The following is an 18594-nucleotide window of genomic DNA, read 5'->3' as shown; positions in this document are numbered from 1 at the left end:
ACGGCGACACAAGCCTACTGGACGGTCCCGATACACTGCTGAGCGTGTCAACTTGGTTCACCCGGCGACGGCCCTCCGTCGAACTCCCGCGCCTGACGCCGCGCCCGCGGCCGGTCGCCACCGTGCGCGTGGACCTGCACGAGGTGATGCCCGAGCTGCTGCCGTACCTCGGTCAGGCCGCGTACCTGCAGCTGGAGCAGTTCGAGACGCTGTCGCGCGTCGCGGCCGAATCCGACGACCTGCATGCGAAAGGCCTCATCTCGGCCGCCGCAGGGCACGCACTGTCCAAGCACCAGGGCATCGTCGCCGAGATCCGCCGGCGCGGAAACGACCCCGCCGCGGCGATGGAACCGTTCGCCGTCGCGATCGAGGGTTTCAGTGCGCTCATCGTGGGGGCCGACTGGCGCGAAACCCTGCTGTCGGCGATCGTGACCGGTGGTCTGCTCGACGACTTCTTCATCCGGCTGGCCGCAGGGCTGCCCGGGGATGTGGGCCCGCGCATCGCGCACCTGCTCGGCTCCGAGTCCGGTCAGGAGGGCGTGCTGGAGGTGCTCCGCGCCGAGATCGGGGCGGATCCGTTGCTGAAGTCCCGGCTGGCGATGTGGGGTCGCCGTCTCGTCGGCGACACACTGCTCGTCGCACGCTCGGCGCTGCACCTGTCCGGCAACCGCGCAACGGACGAGGAGCGGATCGAGCCGATCTTCACCGAGCTGATCGCCGCCCACACCCGACGGATGGACGCGCTGGGCCTCACCGCGTAGCGGTCACGGTTTGCCGACGTTTGTCGCGTCAGCGGCGCGGCGCGCAGCGGCATTCGTGACGAACGACAGCGGTCGCTGCGTCAGCCGCCAATGCGTCAGCGCGCGACCGCGCCCTTCGTGAGGGAATGCAGCAGCCGGTCGTCGCCCGTGGTGCGGAGGCGACCGACGAGCAGGTCGGTGACGGCCACGACGAGGGCCGTACCGAGGAGGGTGATCCACCAGATCCAGCCGTCGTCCCACTTCAGGCCGGCCCAGGTGAGGGCGACCCAGAGGATCGAGGCCGAAGCGACGCCGACCGCCGGTATCAGGGCGGAGCCGTGCGTGTGACGGTGCGGCAGGAAGTAGCGCCCGGCGAGGCCGATGATGGCGCCGCCAAGGACGACGAAGAGCAGTTCCACGAGAGGGAGGCTAGCCGACGAAGCCGATGCGGCGCGATTCCTCGGTGCCGAACTCGACGTACGCGATGCCGGCGGTGGGGACCACGTAGAGGCGGCCCTTGTCGTCGGTAAGCTCCAGCACGCCGCCGCCGTCGGTGAGAGCCGTCTTCACCTGCCCGGTGAGCTGCTCGGCCGGCTGCGAGGACTCGAAGCTGAGCTCGCGGGGGGCGTTGACGATTCCGATGCGGATCTCCACGACAGTACCTTTCGGGTGTTCTGGGCCATTTCGAGTCTGACCGGCGGGTGTGAGTTCAGACTACGGCACACGGCTCGCGGCCCCCGCTCGCGTTCTCTGTCGGCGGACGCCGATAGCGTGAAAGGCATGACCACGTCAGGCTTCCGGATGCGCGCAGAACGGGGCGCCATCGCGGGCGCTCCGGCGCTCGACGGCGCCCAGGCGGAGGTGCTCACCGTGGCCGACGGCGCGTCCGCTGCGGTTCTCGGAGCACCCGGGACGGGCAAGACGACGACCCTCGTGGAGGCGGTGGCGGAGCGTGTGCTCGGCCGCGGCTACGAGACGCACGAGGTGCTCGCGCTCAGCGCATCCCGAGCCGCAGCGACCGCCTTGCGCGACCGCATCGCGCTGCGGCTCGACGTTCCGACCAACGGTCCTCTGGCACGCACGGCGACGTCGCTCGCGTTCCAGCTGGTGGGGGAGCACGCGCGCCGCACCGGGGCCGAACCGCCGCGGCTGCTGACCGGTGGTGAGCAGGACCAGATCATCGCCGAACTGCTCAACGGCCATATCGAGGACGGCACTGGCCCCAACTGGCCCGAACCTCTCGTCGAGGAGGTGCGGGCACTGCGCGGTTTCCGCACCGAGCTGCGCGAGCTGATGGCCCGTTGCGCGGAGCGTGGCGTCACGCCGTCGCGGCTGTCGGAGCTCGGCGCGATCACCGGCCGCGACGAGTGGCGCGCCGCCGCGCGGTTCATCGCGGAGTACCAGCTGGTGGTCGACAGCTACCGCGGCGGCTTCGTCGACTCGGCGGAGCTGATCGCGTCGGCGGTGACGGTCGTCCGCGAGGGGAGCTCGCTCGACAGTCTGCGCGCGGTGTTCGTCGACGACCTGCAGGAGGCCACGGTCGCCACCCTGGCGCTGCTGCGTGCTCTCGCCGAACGCGGCGTCGCCGTCATCGCGTTCGGCGATCCGGACGTCGCCTCCACCACGTTCCGCGGTGCCGAGACGACGGCACTCGGCCAGTTGGAGTCGCGGCTCGGCGTACCGGTGACCCGCTTCGTGCTCACGACGGCGCACCGGCAGACCCCCGCCCTGCGGGAGCTGACGGCGCGCGTCACCGAACGGATCGGTACGGCTGCGGCCGGAGTGCAGCGGATGGCGGCCGCCGGGCGGCCGGAGCCGGAAGCCGGGCAGGAACCGGCGCAGGCACCCGCTCCAGCGGACCAGCGTCCCGAGATCGTCCGCCTCGTCGCCTCCTCCGCCCCTGCCGAGGCAGCGCGGCTGGCCCGTAAGCTCCGCGAACGCCACCTGCTCGACGGCGTCCCGTGGAGTGCGATGGCCGTCATCGTGCGGTCCGGCGCTCATGTGCCCGCGCTGTCCCGCGCACTGGCCGTCGCCGAGGTGCCGACCACGACGAGCATCGCCGGACGTGCACTGCGCGACGACTTCGCGGCGCGACAGTTGGTCACCGTCGTCGGCGTCCAGCTCGGCGCGATCGAGCTCACGCCGATCGTCGCGACGGAGCTCCTGCTCGGACCGTTCGGCGGTCTCGACAGCGTCAGCCTCCGCCGCCTGCGGCTCGCCCTGCGTCAAGAGGAGCTCTCCGGGGACGGCAACCGTCCAGGAGACGAGCTCCTGGTGGAGGCGCTCCAGCATCCCGCACACCTGGCGACGATCGATGCGTCACCCGCCCGCCGTGCCGGACGGCTGGCCGAGACGCTGCGATCGGGTCGCGAGAAGGCAGCGCAAGGCGCCTCCGTCGAGGAACTGCTCTGGCACGCCTGGGAGCGCAGCGGGCTGGCCGCGCGCTGGCTGGCGCACTCGGAGCGGAGTGGAATCGTCGCGGACGAGGCGAACCGTCACCTCGACGGGATCGTCGCGCTCTTCACGGCGGCGCGACGGTTCGTGGAGCGCTATCCCGAGCGCCCGGCGTCCGACTTCGTCGTCGAGCTGCTCGGTGCCGAGGTTCCGGAAGACACCCTGGCCGCCCAGACCGCCGGAGACGCCGTCCTCGTCTGCACGCCCAGCGCTGCGATCGGCCGGGAGTTCGAGGTGGTCGCGGTCGCGGGCCTGCAGGAGAGCGTCTGGCCGAACCTCCGCCTGCGCGGTTCCCTGCTGCACCCGCAAGAACTCGCCGATGCGGTGGAGGGACGCGCGACCGAGACCGAGGACGCGCGGGCCGAGGTGCTGGGCGACGAGCTGCGGATGTTCGCGCTCGCCGTCTCCCGATCCCGCGGCCAGGTGCTGCTCACGGCGACGGCCAACGACGACGAGCAGCCGTCGCCGTTCCTCCGTCTCGCGGGGGAACTCGCGGTCGACGACGAGGACGACGGCGCCCATCCGCTCTCGTTGCGCGGCATGGTCGGGCGGCTGCGGCGCCGACTGGTGACCACCGGCTCGGCCGACGCCGCTCAGGCTCTCGCCCGTCTCGCCGACGCCGAGGTCGAGGGCGCCGATCCGTCGTCCTGGTACGGCCTGCTCGAACCGTCGACCGCGGAGCCGCTGGTCGATCTCGACGATCCGGAGGCGATCGTCCGGGTCTCGCCCTCACGACTCGAGACCTTCGAGAAGTCGCCGCTCGCCTGGTTCGTCGACACCATGGCGGCCTCGCCGAGCGGGCTCGCCGCCGGGATCGGCACGGTCGTGCACGCCGTCATGGAGGAGGCGAGCACGAGCGATGACCGCGACCTGAGTGTCGAACGGCTCTGGCAGGGCATCGAGCGGCGTTGGGGCGAGCTGGCCTTCGAGTCGCCGTGGCTGGAGGAGAAGGAGCGCAGGCGCACGCGCACGCTGACCGCCGGGGTGTCCGAGTACCTGCGGGACTTCGAGCGCGCCGGTGGGACGCTGCTCGGTTCCGAGGGCGCGTTCGAGCTCCGGATCGGACGAGCGCTCGTCCGCGGCACGATCGACCGCGTCGAGCACACTCCCGACGGCACGGTCGTCATCGTCGACCTCAAGACCGGCAACCGCACGCCGTCCGCCGCGGAGGCGGCCGAGCACGCCCAGCTGGGCGCCTACCAGCTGGCCATGGAGCACGGGGTGATCGAGCAGGCCGGCGAACTGCCGTCCGGGGGAGCGAAGCTGCTGTTCGTCGCGAAGGGCGTCCGCGGCAAGGGCTACCGCGAGGTGGCGCAGGACCGCGTCGACGAGGCGGGCCTCCAGCGGTTGCGCGACCGCGTGACCCGAGCCGCCGACGGGATGGCCGCCGCGACCTTCGCGGGTGTCGTCGACCTGGGCGAACGCGACCCGCACGGAAAGTACGAGTACCGCATCCACCTGGTGCCGGCGGTCAGCGCGGGAGGAGCAGCATGACGGACGAAGCGACGCACCTCGACGACGACGGCCTGCTGGAGTGGGCGACAGAGCAGGCCGACCTCGACCTGGTGGAGCAGGCTTTTTCGCTGGCGGACATGGAGGAGACGGGTGCCGCGTCCAGGCGATCGCTGCGGCCGCTCAGCGCGGCCGAGATCGCGGAGGCGCTCGGCCTCCCGACGCCGACACTGCAGCAGCAGGCGGTCATCGAAGCGCCGCTGCGGCCGGCCATCGTCGTGGCAGGCGCCGGCAGCGGCAAGACCGAGACCATGGCGAACCGGGTCGTCTGGCTGCTGGCCAACGGGCACGTCCGCGTGCCGGAGATCCTCGGCCTCACCTTCACCCGCAAGGCAGCGGGCGAACTCGCCGGCCGCATCCGCACGCGCATCGAGCAGCTGGTCGCTTCCGGTGTGACGGATGTCACGTTCGACCCGTTCGAGGCGCCGGAAGTGGCCACCTACAACGCCTTCGCGAACGCGATCTTCCGCGAGAACGCGCTCCTCATCGGGCGCGAGCCCGAGTCGGCTGTGCTCAGCGAGGCGTCCGCGTGGCAGCTCGCCCGACGTCTGGTGGTGACCAGCGCAGACGATCGCCTGGTCGAGCTCGACCGCGGGGTGGAGCCCGTGACCAGCGCGGTCGTCGGCCTCAGCCGCGCACTCAGTGAGAACGTCGCCGATGCTGCCGAGGTGGAGCGGATGGTCGAGCAGTTCGGGCGCATCGCCGAACTGCCGACGGGCAACGGTCGGGTGAAAGACCTGTACGCGTCGGTCCGATCCGCGGTGGAGGCGGTCGGCTCCCTCCCGCCGCTGCTCGATCTGGCTCGGGCTTTCGCCGACGAGAAGCGGCGCAGGGGGTTCGTGGAGTACTCGGACCAGGTGGCGCTGGCGCTGGCCGTCTGCGAACGTCAGCCCGAGGTGGTGGCCGACTATCGCCGCCGCTTCCGCGTCGTGCTGCTCGACGAGTACCAGGACACGTCGGTCGTCCAGACCCGGCTGCTCTCCGGCCTGTTCGCCGGCCAGCCGGTGATGGCCGTCGGCGATCCGCACCAGTCGATCTATGGCTGGCGCGGCGCCAGCGCCGCGAACCTGGGCCGATTCTCGGCCGACTTCACCGGAGAGCGTCCCGGTGCGCCGGGCGCAGCCGATGAGTACGTGCTCAGCACCAGCTGGCGCAACCCGACGCGCGTCCTGGATGCGGCGAATGTGCTCGTGGCGCCTCTCACTGCCGCTTCACCAGTGCATGTCGAACAGCTTCAGCCGCGTCCTGGCGCTGTTCTCGGCGAGCTGACGGCAGCATTCGAGCAGACGGTCGCCGACGAGGCGGAGACGGTGGCGCGCTGGCTCGGCGAGCGTCTGAGCGAGCGCGACGCCACCGGCGTCCCGCCGAGCGCCGCGCTGCTCTGCCGGTCGCTGAAGAAGATCGACGTCTTCACGAGTGCGCTCGCGCGGCGCAGCATCCCGTACCACGTCCTGGGCCTCGGTGGCCTGCTGGAGCAGCCGGTCATCGCCGACCTGGTCAGCGCCCTGCGGGTGATGCACGACCCGACCGCGGGCTCCGAGCTCATCCGGTTGCTCACCGGCGCGAAGTGGCGGGTCGGACCGAAAGACATCGCTGCCCTGCGCGATGTCGCCTCCTGGCTGGCCGAGCGCGACCACCGGCACCAGCGGCTCGACCCCGAACTGCGCGACCGGCTCCGCCGCTCGGTCGCGGGCGAGGAAGGGGCCTCCCTCGTCGACGCCCTCGACTTCGTGCTCGAAGCACCCGACGGTCACGGGCGACTGGAGGGGTTCAGCCCGGCCGGTCTCGAACGGATGCGCGACGCCGCCCGACGCCTCGACCACCTGCGCTCCCGCGTCGGCCTCGACCTGCTCGACCTGGTAACGCTCGTTCAGCAGGAGCTCCTCCTCGACATCGAGGTCGCGGCGAACGAGGCCGCACAGCTCGGCCAGGCCAGCCTCGACGCATTCGCCGAGCAGGTCGCCTCCTACCTCGCGGCCGACGACCAGGCGACTCTCGGGTCCTTCCTCTCCTGGCTCGCCGAGGCCGAACAGCGCGACAACCTGGCCCCGCGCAGTGAGGACGCCGAACCGGGCACGGTGCAGATCCTCACCATCCACGGCGCCAAAGGGCTCGAATGGGATGTGGTGGCCATTCCCCGCCTCGTCGACGGCGAGCTCCCTGGACCGCCGCAGAGCCGCAAGGGCTGGCTGTCGTTCGGGCAGCTGCCGAACGAGTTCCGCGGCGACTCCGCCGAGCTCCCGGTCGTCGCCTGGCGGACGGCCGAGACGCAGAAGGATGTGAACGACTCGATCGTCGCCTTCGAGGACGAGAATGTCGCCCGCCACCTCGACGAGCAGCGCCGTCTGATCTACGTCGCGGTCACCCGCGCCCGGCGGCGGCTGCTGCTGACCGGCTCCTACTGGTCGACGCAGACGAAGCCACGCGGTCCCGGCGCCTACCTGCGCGAGCTGCAGGAGGCCGGCCTGCTGCCCGCGGACGCTTTCCCCGACTGCGACGAGCCCGACGAGAACCCGCTCGCGCTGACCTCGGCGACCGTGACCTGGCCGCTGGAGCCGCTCGGCGCGCGCCGCACCCGGGTGGAGGCCGCCGCTGCGGCCGTGCTCCGCGCACGCGAGCACGGAGCGGGAGATGGCGGCGTGTACGCCCGCGACCTCGACCTGCTGCTCGCCGAGCGGGCGCGCCGCGAGCAGGAGGCGGGCCTCGTCGAACTGCCCGCCCGCATCCCGGCCTCCCGGTTCAAGGATTACGTCACTGACCCTGCCGCCGTCGCCTCGGCACTGCGGCGCCCGATGCCGGAGCGCCCCTACCGCCAGACCCGGCTGGGCACGCTGTTCCACGGGTGGGTGGAGGAGCGATTCGGCACGATCGCCGGCGCGACGGATGCGCTCGATGCCAGCAGCGCGGAACTGGACGATCCGGCTGGCGACATCCTCGAGGCGGAGCGTTTCGCGGAACTCAAGGCGACTTTCGAGCGCAGCGAATGGTCGGGCCGGCGTCCGGAAGAGGTCGAGCTGGAGATCCACATCACCCTGGCCGGGCAGGTGGTCGTCTGCAAACTGGACGCGATCTACCGGGCGGAGGACAGCAGCCACGACTACCAGATCGTCGACTGGAAGACCGGGAAGGCGCCGCGCGACGCGGACGACCTGGAGCGCAAGCAGCTCCAGCTCGCGCTGTACCGCCTCGCCTACGCGCGCTATGCAGGCATCGACCCCGAGCGAATCGACGCCGTCTTCTACTTCGTGACCGACGACCGCGTCGTGCGGCCGGAACGGCTCTACGCCGAGGAGGAGCTGACGTCGCTCTGGTCGTCGGCCACCGGTTTCATCCCGCCGGAGCGGTTGTAGCCTTCCGGCCGGTCACCCGGCGTGCGGTCGAGCATCGCCTCGACGTCGCCGATGGCCATGATCGGCCCGGTGGCGGTCGACAGCGGGTTCATGGCATTGCTGTGCACCCGATCCACCAGGCCGTCGAGCATCTCGACCGCGTCATCCACGATCATCTGATCGCGGACCTCGCGGCCGTGCAGCAGCCAGCGGGCGACCTCCAACTCCGCGTAGAGCATCGCGCGCTGCGTGAACTGCCGGTCGGTGGCCACCTGCCGGGTGGAGGCGTACGCGCCGAGCGCCCCGTCGGTCGCCTCCGGGTTCATCGCCAGCAGCCAGTGCAGGTCGCGGGCCGGGTCGCCGACGCGCAGCGCCGACCAGCCCAGTACGCCGGTGACCACGTCGTCCTCGACCAGGATCGACTCGGCCGTCAGCGAGCCGTTGATGACGGTGGGCTGGAACTGCCAGATGGAGTGGTCGGCCGCCGCGGTGCGCCAGCGGTCGCGCAGCGCCGTCGGCAGCAGGCCGGTGGATGCGGCGGACTCGATCACCGAGTTCGCCGCCGTCAGGCACTCGGCCGCCGACAGCACGGGCAGCCCGGCCTCGCCGACGAACGCGGTGGGGAGCGCGTGGATGGCCGCGATCGCGTGCCCGATGGACCCGGCCAGGCCGTCGCCCGGGGGAACCTCCTCGACGGTGATGTGCCGACCGGGCAGGTAGTCGTAGACGATCGCGCGGGTTCCGGCGACGGGGGCCTGCCCCAGGTATCGAGGGACGTCGAACGGCAGCCGACTGCGGATGCCCGTGGTCAGCGCGCGCAGGGCGACCAGGTCGGCGCTCTGCTCGGTCTCCGCGACCTGGGTCGCGGGGACGCGCACGATGACGGTCGCGCCGTCCCTCGTGTTCAGCAGCGCGGAGTCGAAGTCGCCGGAGCCTCCGGCGCTGTGACTGCGAGCGCCGGTGACGTCGAGGCCGGGGACGGCCGAAGCGGCCAGCGCGGCTAGAGTGAGATGGGATCTGGCCATGCATCTAGGCTAATTGGACCTCACCTGCGACGGCCGTCCGCCACGCCCCGAAAGGACCTCGATGTCGTCCGCCCTGACTCCCTCTCTCCCGCTGGCCGCGCTTCCGCTGTCGCGCCACGCGACCGACCGCGACCATGCGGCACGCTCGCGTCCGGCGCTGTTCGACGAGTTGTGGAGCGAGCCGGGCACGCGGGTGCTGGCGCTGTGGAAGGGCCGGGCGCTGTTGACCGCGGAGAGCGTCGCGGCCGCGACTCCCGCTGCCGATGGCTGGTCGTCGCCGGATGCAGGCCCGGCGGCGCTCGAACTCCTCCCGGTGGACCGGGTCACCTCGGCGCTCATCCGCGTCTATCTCGGACGGACCACCGTGGCCACGCCCACCGAGCAGGCCGGCACCGCCGTCGTTCTGCAGGTCCTGACGGACGCCGCCGCGCTGGAGCTGGAACCCGACGAGACCCGCTGGGGCAACCTCCGCACGGTCGCGACGGCGCTGGGCGACCGCGACGCCGGGCTCTTCACCGAGGCGCTGGCGATGGCCAACTGGCACGCCTCGCACACGCACTGCCCGCGCTGCGGGTCTCCGACGGTCGTGGAGCAGGCCGGCTGGGTGCGCCGCTGCCTGGAGGACGGCTCCGAGGTGTTCCCTCGCACCGACCCCGCGGTGATCGTCACGGTGCTGGATGCGGACGATCGGCTGCTGCTCGGCTCGAACGCGATGTGGGAGCAGTCCCGCTACTCGCTGCTCGCCGGTTTCGTCGAGCCGGGGGAGTCGTTCGAGGGCGCGGTCGAGCGCGAGATCTTCGAAGAGGCCGGCGTCCGGGTCGTGGATGCGCGCTACAAGGGCTCGCAGCCATGGCCGTTCCCCGCCTCCGTGATGGTGGGGATGACGGCACGTCTGGCCGACGACCAGCCGGCATCGGAGCTCGACCCCGACGGGGACGAGATCCTCGACGTCCGGTGGTTCAGCCGCGAGGAGTTGTGGGCGGCGCGGGAGCAGATCATCCTGCCGGGTGGGTCGTCGATCGCACGCGCCCTCATCGAGGACTGGTACGGCGGCCCGCTCGGCGAGCCGCCGGCGCCGTGAGCGCTGCCGTCGCCGGTCCCGACGAACTGCTGGCCGGTCTGGACGCGCAGCAGCGGGTGGCGGCCGAGGCGCTGTTCGGCCCGGTCTGCATCCTGGCGGGTGCCGGGACGGGCAAGACGCGGGCGATCACGCACCGGATCGCGTACGGTGTCGCCTCGGGCGCGTACGCCCCGAACCGCGTGATGGCGCTCACCTTCACGGCCCGCGCGGCCGCGGAGCTGCGAGGCCGCCTGCGCCAGCTCGGTGCCGGAGGGGTTTCCGCGCGCACCTTCCACTCCGCGGCTCTCGCCCAGCTCAACTACTTCTGGCCGCAGGTGGTGGGCGGGCAGCTGCCGTCGGTGCTCGACGGGAAGGGCCGCATCCTCGGCCACGCCGCAGAGACGCTCAAACTGAAGGTCGACACCGCGACATTGCGCGATGTGGCGGCCGAGATCGAGTGGCGCAAAGTCTCCGGGCTCGGGATCGAACAGTACACGACGGCCGGGCGGCCGACTCCCGGGTCGCTCTCGCCGGAGCAGGTGGCCGCGCTGTTGCAGCGCTACGAGGAGCTCAAGGACGAGCGCAAGCAGATCGACTTCGAAGATGTGCTGCTCGCCTGCGCGGGCATGATCGAGAGCGAGCCCGCGGTCGCCCTGCAGGTCAGGGAGCAGTACCGGTTCTTCACGGTGGACGAGTTCCAGGACGTCTCCCCGCTGCAGCACCAACTGCTCGGCCTGTGGATGGGCACCCGTCGCGACCTGTGCGTGGTCGGCGACGCAAGCCAGACGATCTACTCCTTCGCGGGTGCGCGCAGCGACTACCTGCTCGGGTTCGAGCACGAGCATCCCGGGGGCACGGTCGTCCGGCTGGAGCAGAACTACCGTTCGACGCCTCCGGTGATCGACACGGCGAACCGGCTGATGCGCGGCCGATCCGGGGCTCTCACCTTGCGTCCGGCCGACGTGGCGCAGGGTGACGATCGCGTGATCGAGCCGGTGCCGGAGCCCACGGCCTACGAGGACGACCGCGCAGAGGCACGCGCCGTCGCCGACCAGATCGCTGCCGAGCTCGCCGGGGGCGCGCGGCCCGAGCATATCGCCGTGCTGTACCGCGTCAACGTGCAGGCCGCGGCGCTCGAGCAGGCGCTGGGCGATCGGGGGATCAGTTACCAGATCCGCGGCTCGAAGCGGTTCTTCGACCTGCCGGAGGTGCGCCAGGCCGTCATGTCGCTCCGTGCCGCGAGCCTGGTGTCGACCGCGGACCCGCTGTTCAAGTCGGTGAGCGACGTGCTGCGCTCGCTCGGCTGGTCCGTGCAGCCACCCGACGTGCGCGGTGCCGTGCGCGATCGGTGGGAGTCCTTGAACGCCATCATGGGCCTCGTCGACGAGCAGCCGCCCGGGCAGACGATGCGCGGCTTCACCGACGAGCTTCTGGCCCGGCAGGCCGGGCAGCACGAGCCGACCATGTCCGCCGTCACCCTGGCGACCCTGCACGCCGCGAAGGGACTCGAGTGGCCGTCCGTCTACCTGGTCGGGCTGAGCGAGGGTCTGGTCCCGATCAGCTACGCCGGGACCTTCGACCAAGTGGATGAGGAACGCCGACTGCTCTACGTCGGCATCACCCGCGCTCGCCGCCGCCTGCGCCTGAGCTGGTCGGCCCGCAGTAACCAGCCGGGTCGTCCGTCCCTCCGCCAGCCGTCGCGTTTCCTGGCCGAGCTCCGGCCGGCCGCGCCACGACCGTCGGTCGCTGGTCCATCCGCCGCACCGTCGTCCCTCCCGGCTCAACCCGTCACGGGGGAAGACCGAGGCACCCGCACTCGGGGTGCGGCGCCCACGCGCGGCTGACCCAGTCGCACCTGCCCCGCGGCAGCCGGGCGCTCACGCCGGGGTCGGGCCCGTGTGGCGGCTCTGCGCTCGCCGCGAGGAGTAACGCGGCCGCTAGCGCTGCCGTCGCAGCCACCACGATCGCCGTCTCGCCGGGAGCATCGCGGGTGTGCAGCTGCGTCGCCATCGCCGGCCAGGCCGGGTCGGCATCCGTCCGGTGCAGGTCGACGCAGCGCAGGCATGGGCCGTACCCGGGCCGGACGTACGGCCCCACGGTGACCCCGGCATCCCCGAACACGATCGGCAGGTGCGGCACGTCGCGCCGCAGCCATCGCGCCTGGCGCTGCGGCTCGACCGCGTACGATGCCACGATCACCGCGACATCCGCGCGCTCGACGGCCGCGTCGGACCAGTCGAGTCCGCTGCGAACGTCGGCGCCCGCATCCGAGAGCAGCACCCCAAGAGCGACAGCCGTCGGACCGGCGCCGTCGAGCACGACGAGTGGGGGAGTCGGCGGCGGCTCTCGTCGATCGGGCGCCAACACCGGCGCAACGCGGTCCAGCAGCGCCGCAACGGCGCCAGAGGGCGCCCTGGCACGGTCGGCGACCAGGCGCAGCCCCTCCGCTGTGACCCCGGCGGCGAGGGCAACCAGCATCCGCTCATCCGCCGAGGTGATGCCGTCGAGGACGAGCACCGGCTCATCCACCCCGAACTGGATGCTGTCCGGGGTGCGCCAGACGCGGGTGATGCCGGGATCGAGTGCAAGGACCATGACGGCATCCTGCCCGACGCCGGAACCCGTTCAGCGGTTGTCCACAGGGCGGACCGGCAGCCGGATCAATCCACAGCGCGTGCCCGGATCAGCCCTCGGTCGGCCGGTCGTCGCGATCGTCGCGCAGCAGATCTTCGATCGCCTGGTCGAGCGCATCCTGCTCCTGCTCCTGTCCGGTGGCAGCGGCGGTCAGCCGTGCGACGAGCCCCGACGGATCGTCGAGGTCGGTCGACTGCGGGAGCAGGTCCGGGTGCGACCAGAGGTCGTCGCGGGCGTCCATCCCCACCGCCTCGGTGACGGCCTGCCACATCGCGGCGGCCTCACGCAGACGACGGGGTCGCAGCTCCAGCCCGACGAGGGTCGAGAAGGCAGACTCGGCCGGCCCTCCGGAGGCCCGGCGACGGCGCACGGTCTCGGCGATCGCGTCGGCGCGCGGCAGCAGTCGCGTCGCATTCGCGGTGACGACATCCACCCACCCTTCGACCAGGGCGAGCACCGTCTCCAGTCGCGCGAGGGCCTCCTGCTGCTCCTCGGTGCGCGGCGGGATCAGCCGCCCGCTCACCATGGCGTCCCGCAGCTCCTCCGGGTTCGAGGGGTCGAAGTTCTCGGCCAGCGATTCCAGCGCGTCGGTGTCGATCGTGATGCCCTTCGCGAAGGCCGTGATCTGCGTGATCAGCTGCAGACGCAGCCACTTCGCGTGCCGGAACAGCCGCGCGTGCGCGAGCTCGCGCACGGCGAGGTAGAGCTGGACCTGGTCCTCCGGGATGTCGAGGCCGTCGCCGAATCCGGCCACGTTCTGCGGGACGAGCGCCGCCTGACCGTCCGGAAGCAGCGGGATGCCGATGTCGCCTCCCGAGACGACCTCCTTGGACAGCTGCCCGACCACTTGGCCCAGCTGCATCGCGAACAGGGCGCCCCCGATCGAGCGCATCACCTGGCCGGCGTTCTGCAGCATGGCCTGCATCTCCTCCGGCGCCTGCTCGGAGAGCACACGGGTCAGCGCGTCGGAGATGCTGAGGGCGACAGGCTCGGCCAGCTGCGTCCAGAGCGGCATCGTCTGGCGCGCCCACTCGGCGCGGCCGATCAGTTCCGGCGTGCTGCTGAGCCCGGCGACGCCGGTCGCCTGGTCGAGCCAGAGCGCTGCGACGTGGAAGGCCTGATCGAGGGAGGCACGCTCGGCCGGGGTGACCGAGTGCCCGTCTTCCGCGGCGAGCTGGCGGGCCTGCTGTTCGGCGATGTCCCAGTTGATGCCGCCGCCCGGGTTCATCAGCGCGTTCTGCAGTTGGCCCAGCAGCGCCTGGATGCTGGCCGGGTCGTTCGGCAGCCCGGCGGCGCCGGCGAGCCGGCTGGGGTCGATCGACGCGCCGTTCCCCGACAGGAATTGGCTCAGCATGTCGCGGAACTCGTCGTCGTCGCGGTCCGGGTCCCGGTCGTCGTTCCGATCGTCGGCCATGGTCAGCGTCCCTCTTCTCGAAGTGAGCCGGCCGTCGGGTGAAGAGCCGTCGGCTCGGCTTCAGGCTCGTCATCTACGCTAGCCGCTGGCGCCGGGGAGGCGCATGGGAATTGCCCTATGCTCGCCTTCGGGCCGTGCGCCCGTGGCGAACACCGATCGAGAGGACGGGCCTGTGACCCTGTTCAGCGACGACCACCCGACGCTGCAGGGGGAGGAACCGGTCCGGGTCGCGCCGCCGCGCCGCGTCATCATCGGCTGGGTGGCGATCGGTGTCGCTGTCGTCCTCGCGCTGGTGCTCGCCCTCGTGCCCGCCCCTTTCGTCATCGAGCAGCCCGGCCCCGTCTTCAACACCCTGGGCACGGACCAGGAGGTCGGGTCTGCGCCCGGTAAGGATGCCAAGGAGCTCATCAGCATCCCGAGCCAGAAGACCTACCCGACGTCCGGTTCCCTGGACCTCCTGACGGTCTCTGTCGTCGGAAATCCGGAGCAGCGCCCGAGCTGGTTCGAGATCGCGCGCGCCTGGTTCCAGCCGAGCAAGGCGGTGCTCCCGCTGGAGAGCGTGTTCCCGCCGGGAACCACCACCGAGCAGTCGAACGCGGAGAACGCGGCACTGATGGTCGACTCCCAGCAGGATGCGATCGCCGCCGCACTCAGCGAACTCGGCTACACCTTTCCCGAGAACGTCGCCGTCAAGCAGCTCATCAAGGGAACCCCCGCCTCCGACGTCTTGAAGGTCGGCGACGAGATCACCACCGTGAACGGGAAAAGCGTCAGCAGCATCGATGCACTGCGCAGCGCGGTGAAGGCGAACGGCACGAGCACTCCTGCGGAGCTGGGCATCGTGCGCGACGGCGCCGCCTCGACCGTCGCCATCACTCCGACCGAGACGCAGGGCCAAGTCGTGCTCGGAATCGGGGCAGGGATGGATTACACCTTCCCGTTCGACGTGAAGATCCAGCTGAACGACGTGGGCGGACCGAGCGCCGGCCAGATGTTCGCGCTGGGCATCATGGACAAGCTCACCCCCGGATCGCTCAACGGCGGGAAGCGCATCGCAGGCACAGGAACGATCGACAATGCCGGGCAGATCGGGCCGATCGGCGGCATCCGCCAGAAGATGTACGCCGCGCGGGACATCGGAAAGGCGGCGTACTTCCTCGCTCCGCAGTCGAACTGCGACGAGGTCAGCGGCCACATCCCCTCCGGACTGAAAGTCTTCGCGGTGAAGACGCTGGCCGACTCGCTCAAGGTGCTGCAGGCCGTGCGCGACGGCTCCAGCACAGCCGGCCTCGCGACCTGCGCCGCCGGCTGACCCAGCGGCCCGGCGGCGGAGACCCTGTGCACGGCGCAGCGTTCTCCAAGCGTCGGCTGCCTAGGATGGTTCTCGCCCCCGTCGCGCGAGACCAAGAAGGCCATACGTGAGTTCAACAGCTGCAGTCCGACCCCCTGGCCGCCGGCGCGCGGCCGTCTGGATCACTCTCGGGGTGATCGTCGCGGTGGTCATCCTCTTCTTCGTGTTCGCCGGACTGTACGCCGACATCCTCTGGTACCAGCAGCTGGGGTATCTGAACGTCCTGACCACGCAGTGGTTCGCGGGGATCTCGATGTTCTTCATCGGCTTCCTGGGCATGGCACTGCCGCTCTGGCTGTCCATCCAGCTCGCGTACCGGCTGCGCCCGGTCTACGCCAAGCTCAACTCGCAGCTCGACCGCTACCAGCAGGTCATCGAGCCGCTGCGCAGGCTGGCGATGTACGGCATCCCGATCGTGTTCGGCATCTTCGCCGGCGTCTCGGCGGCGAGTCGCTGGCAGACGGCAGCGCTCTGGCTGAACGGCACGTCGTACGGCAAGACGGACCCGCTGTTCCACCTCGACATCGGCTTCTACCTCTTCGCGCTGCCGTTCTACCGCAGTGCGGTTGGTTTCGCCTCCGCCGTCGTCCTCATCTCGTTGCTGGCGACCCTCGCCACCACGTACCTCTACGGGTCGATCCGGGTGAGCGGCCGGGAGGTGCGCATCTCGCGCGCTGCCCGCATCCAGATCTCCGTCATCGCCGCCCTCTACCTGCTGCTGCAGGGCGTCAGCATCTGGCTCGACCGCTACGCCACGGTGACCGACTCCAACGTCAACGACATGATCAATGGAGCGGCGTACACGGACGTGAACGCCACCATCCCGGGTCGCGCCGTGCTCGCGGGAGCCGCTGTCTTCGTCGCGATCCTCTTCGTGATGACCGCTTTCATCGGCCGCTGGCGCTTCCCGATGGTCGGAACGGCACTGCTGATCGTCGCCGCACTCGTGGTCGGCGCCATCGTGCCGTGGGTCGTGCAGCGCTTCCAGGTCGACCCCAGCCAGAAGACCCTGGAGTCGCCCTACGTTCAGAAGGGCATCGACTTCACCCGCGAGGCGTACGGCCTCAGCAACATCGAGACGATCCCGTACAACGCGAAGACCACGGCCGAGCAGGGCGCCCTGCGCCAGGACGCGCAGACCACGGCGCAGATCCGCATCCTCGACCCAGCGGTCGTCAGCCCGTCCTTCCGTCAGCTGCAGCAGTTCCGCCAGTACTACGCGTTCCCCGAGAAGCTGAACGTCGACCGCTACGACCTCAACGGCACGCAGCAGGATGCCGTGGTCGCCGTGCGCGAACTGCAGCAGTCCGGCCTGGGCGGCACCCGGAACTGGTTCAACGACACCATCGTGTACACGCACGGCTACGGACTCGTTGCCGCCTACGGCAACCAGCGATCGCCTGACGGCCAGCCCGTGTTCATGGAGTCGGGCATCCCGACCACCGGGACGCTGGGCACCTATCAGCCGCGCATCTACTTCGGCGAGCAGTCGCCGACGTACTCGATCGTCGGCGGTCCGAAGGGTGGCAAGGCGGTCGAGCTCGACTACCCGGGCGGCTCCGGTGGCGCGCAGCAGACCTACACGACGTTCAACGGCAACGGCGGCCCGACTCTCGACAACGTCTTCAAGCGGCTCGTCTACGCGCTGAAGTTCCAGGACGAGCAGATCGTGCTGTCGGACGCCGTGAACAGCAGCTCGCAGATCCTGTACGACCGCGACCCGGTCAAGCGGGTAGAGAAGGTGGCCCCGTACCTCACGGTCGACTCGCAGGCCTATCCGGCGGTCGTGGACGGCCGGGTCAAGTGGATCGTCGACGGCTACACCACGAGCGATCAGTTCCCGTACTCGCACGTCGGCAGCCTGAGCGAAGCGACGGCCGACAAGGACACGCCCAAGCCCGCCTACGCGTTCGACGACATCAACTACATCCGGAACTCGGTGAAGGCCACGGTCGACGCCTACGACGGCTCGGTGACCTTGTACGCCTGGGACACCTCCGACCCGGTGCTGAAGACCTGGCAGAAGGTGTTCCCGGCGACGGTCAAGCCGGTGAGCGACATGAGCGCGCAGCTGATGAGTCACGTGCGCTACCCGTCGGACCTGTTCAAGGTGCAGCGGTCGGTGCTCGGTCAGTACCACGTGAACGACGCCGGTTCGTTCTACTCGCGTGAGGACGCCTGGACGACGCCGAACGACCCGACGTCGCCGTCGAGCAACCCGGCGCTCCAGCCGCCGTACTACCTGACGATGAAGATGCCGGGTCAGAAGGCCCCCGCCTTCTCGCTGTATTCAACATTCATCCCTGCGGGCACCAGCGAGTCGAGTCGATCCGTCTTGAAGGGCTATCTGGCCGTGGATGCGGACGCCGGCGACACGAAGGGGAAGGTCGCCTCCGGCTACGGCAAGCTCAGGCTGCTGCAACTGCCGTCGAGCGACACCATCCCGGGGCCCGGACAGATGCAGAACCAGTTCGACTCCGATCCCACCGTGTCGCAACAGTTGAACCTGTTGCGGCAGGGCAAGTCGGAGGTGATCAACGGCAACCTGCTGACCCTGCCTGTCGGTGGCGGTCTGCTCTATGTGCAGCCGGTCTACGTCCGGTCGTCGGGTGAGACCAGCTACCCGTTGCTGCAGAAGGTCCTCGTGGCCTTCGGCGACAAGATCGAGTTCGAGGACACGCTCGACCAGGCTCTGGATGCGTTGTTCGGGGGCGACTCGGGTGCGAACGCCGGCGACAACAACGTTCCGTCGACGGGCGGAAGCACCGGCCAGACCGGCAGCGGTCAGTCGGGTGGGGGAGGGACCGGCGCCGGTTCGACTGCCGGTAACACCGCCCTGCAGTCTGCGCTGCAGCGGGCAAACCAGGCGCTCTCCGACAGTCAGGCGGCGCTGAAGGCCGGTGACTGGGCCGCCTACGGCGCAGCCCGCACGAAGCGCGGGCCGCCTCGCTATGTTCGGGCGCCGTCCGAAGTAGCGGTCATGCGGCGTCGTGGAGCACCCGCCGCGTTCGATTGTCACAGAAAAAGTGCGGCCGAATGGTTGCGCAGACGTTGATTGTCAGCTTTACTAACAAA

The 18594-nt window shown here is 70.5% G+C and carries 12 protein-coding genes; 7 read left to right on the top strand and 5 right to left on the bottom strand.

Annotated elements, in window-relative coordinates; translation table 11 throughout:
• The first annotated feature begins 44 nt into the window (after window positions 1-44).
• Window positions 45-761: a ferritin-like fold-containing protein gene (locus AB4079_RS14790; protein WP_441788070.1), complete on the top strand. Its 717-nt coding sequence runs from the start codon at window positions 45-47 to the stop codon at window positions 759-761.
• 95 nt (window positions 762-856) lie between these two features.
• On the opposite strand, the gene AB4079_RS14785 is transcribed toward AB4079_RS14790, so the two are convergent.
• Both AB4079_RS14785 and AB4079_RS14780 read right to left on the bottom strand, forming a co-directional pair.
• The gene (locus AB4079_RS14785) at window positions 857-1159 is read right to left on the bottom strand and encodes a hypothetical protein (RefSeq protein WP_441788069.1); all 303 of its coding nucleotides are present in this window, start codon (window positions 1157-1159) and stop codon (window positions 857-859) included.
• A 10-nt stretch (window positions 1160-1169) separates the two neighbouring features.
• The gene (locus AB4079_RS14780) at window positions 1170-1394 is read right to left on the bottom strand and encodes a DUF3107 domain-containing protein (protein ID WP_441788068.1); all 225 of its coding nucleotides are present in this window, start codon (window positions 1392-1394) and stop codon (window positions 1170-1172) included.
• A 126-nt stretch (window positions 1395-1520) separates the two neighbouring features.
• On the opposite strand from AB4079_RS14780, the gene AB4079_RS14775 reads away from it, so the two are divergent.
• The gene (locus AB4079_RS14775) at window positions 1521-4688 is read left to right on the top strand and encodes a PD-(D/E)XK nuclease family protein (RefSeq protein WP_441788067.1); all 3168 of its coding nucleotides are present in this window, start codon (window positions 1521-1523) and stop codon (window positions 4686-4688) included.
• On the top strand, window positions 4685-8056 hold the full coding sequence (locus AB4079_RS14770) for a UvrD-helicase domain-containing protein (protein WP_441788066.1): 3372 nt from the start codon (window positions 4685-4687) through the stop codon (window positions 8054-8056). The genes AB4079_RS14775 and AB4079_RS14770 overlap by 4 nt, the downstream gene beginning before the upstream one ends.
• Here the strand turns inward: AB4079_RS14770 and AB4079_RS14765 are convergent.
• A complete protein-coding gene (locus AB4079_RS14765) occupies window positions 7987-9060 on the bottom strand; it encodes a phosphotransferase (RefSeq protein ID WP_441788065.1) in 1074 nt (357 codons plus the stop codon). The genes AB4079_RS14770 and AB4079_RS14765 overlap by 70 nt on opposite strands.
• 61 nt (window positions 9061-9121) lie before the next feature.
• On the opposite strand from AB4079_RS14765, the gene nudC reads away from it, so the two are divergent.
• Together nudC and AB4079_RS14755 are read left to right on the top strand one after the other, a co-directional pair.
• Window positions 9122-10141, top strand: a complete 1020-nt coding sequence (gene nudC / locus AB4079_RS14760) for an NAD(+) diphosphatase (protein ID WP_441788064.1) — start codon at window positions 9122-9124, stop codon at window positions 10139-10141.
• Window positions 10138-11964, top strand: coding sequence for an ATP-dependent helicase (locus AB4079_RS14755; RefSeq protein ID WP_441788063.1), 1827 nt, complete (start codon window positions 10138-10140; stop codon window positions 11962-11964). The genes nudC and AB4079_RS14755 overlap by 4 nt, the downstream gene beginning before the upstream one ends.
• Here AB4079_RS14755 and AB4079_RS14750 read toward each other — a convergent pair.
• Together AB4079_RS14750 and AB4079_RS14745 are read right to left on the bottom strand one after the other, a co-directional pair.
• The gene (locus AB4079_RS14750) at window positions 11909-12715 is read right to left on the bottom strand and encodes a hypothetical protein (protein WP_441788062.1); all 807 of its coding nucleotides are present in this window, start codon (window positions 12713-12715) and stop codon (window positions 11909-11911) included. The two genes, AB4079_RS14755 and AB4079_RS14750, sit on opposite strands and share 56 nt — an antisense overlap.
• Window positions 12716-12803: 88 nt before the next feature.
• Window positions 12804-14168: a zinc-dependent metalloprotease gene (locus AB4079_RS14745; RefSeq protein ID WP_441788061.1), complete on the bottom strand. Its 1365-nt coding sequence runs from the start codon at window positions 14166-14168 to the stop codon at window positions 12804-12806.
• 172 nt (window positions 14169-14340) lie between these two features.
• On the opposite strand from AB4079_RS14745, the gene AB4079_RS14740 reads away from it, so the two are divergent.
• Window positions 14341-15480, top strand: a complete 1140-nt coding sequence (locus AB4079_RS14740) for a YlbL family protein (protein WP_441788060.1) — start codon at window positions 14341-14343, stop codon at window positions 15478-15480.
• Between the two features lie 106 nt (window positions 15481-15586).
• Window positions 15587-18574, top strand: coding sequence for a UPF0182 family membrane protein (locus AB4079_RS14735; protein WP_441788059.1), 2988 nt, complete (start codon window positions 15587-15589; stop codon window positions 18572-18574).
• The last annotated feature ends 20 nt before the right edge of the window (window positions 18575-18594 follow it).

Source organism: Leifsonia sp. 2MCAF36 (assembly GCF_052115525.1).
In the GTDB taxonomy this organism is placed as follows: Bacteria; Actinomycetota; Actinomycetes; order Actinomycetales; family Microbacteriaceae; genus Leifsonia.
The sequence above is the reverse complement of the archived record's forward strand: the minus strand, read 5'-3'. Positions and strand labels throughout refer to the sequence as shown.

Coding starts and splice junctions, on each gene's coding strand:
- AB4079_RS14775 (WP_441788067.1), top strand. CDS start 1,521: ATGACCACGTCAGGCTTCCGGATGCGCGCAGAACGGGGCGCCATCGCG.
- AB4079_RS14770 (WP_441788066.1), top strand. CDS start 4,685: ATGACGGACGAAGCGACGCACCTCGACGACGACGGCCTGCTGGAGTGG.
- AB4079_RS14765 (WP_441788065.1), bottom strand. CDS start 9,060: ATGGCCAGATCCCATCTCACTCTAGCCGCGCTGGCCGCTTCGGCCGTC.
- AB4079_RS14750 (WP_441788062.1), bottom strand. CDS start 12,715: ATGGTCCTTGCACTCGATCCCGGCATCACCCGCGTCTGGCGCACCCCG.
- AB4079_RS14745 (WP_441788061.1), bottom strand. CDS start 14,168: ATGGCCGACGATCGGAACGACGACCGGGACCCGGACCGCGACGACGAC.
- nudC (WP_441788064.1), top strand. CDS start 9,122: ATGTCGTCCGCCCTGACTCCCTCTCTCCCGCTGGCCGCGCTTCCGCTG.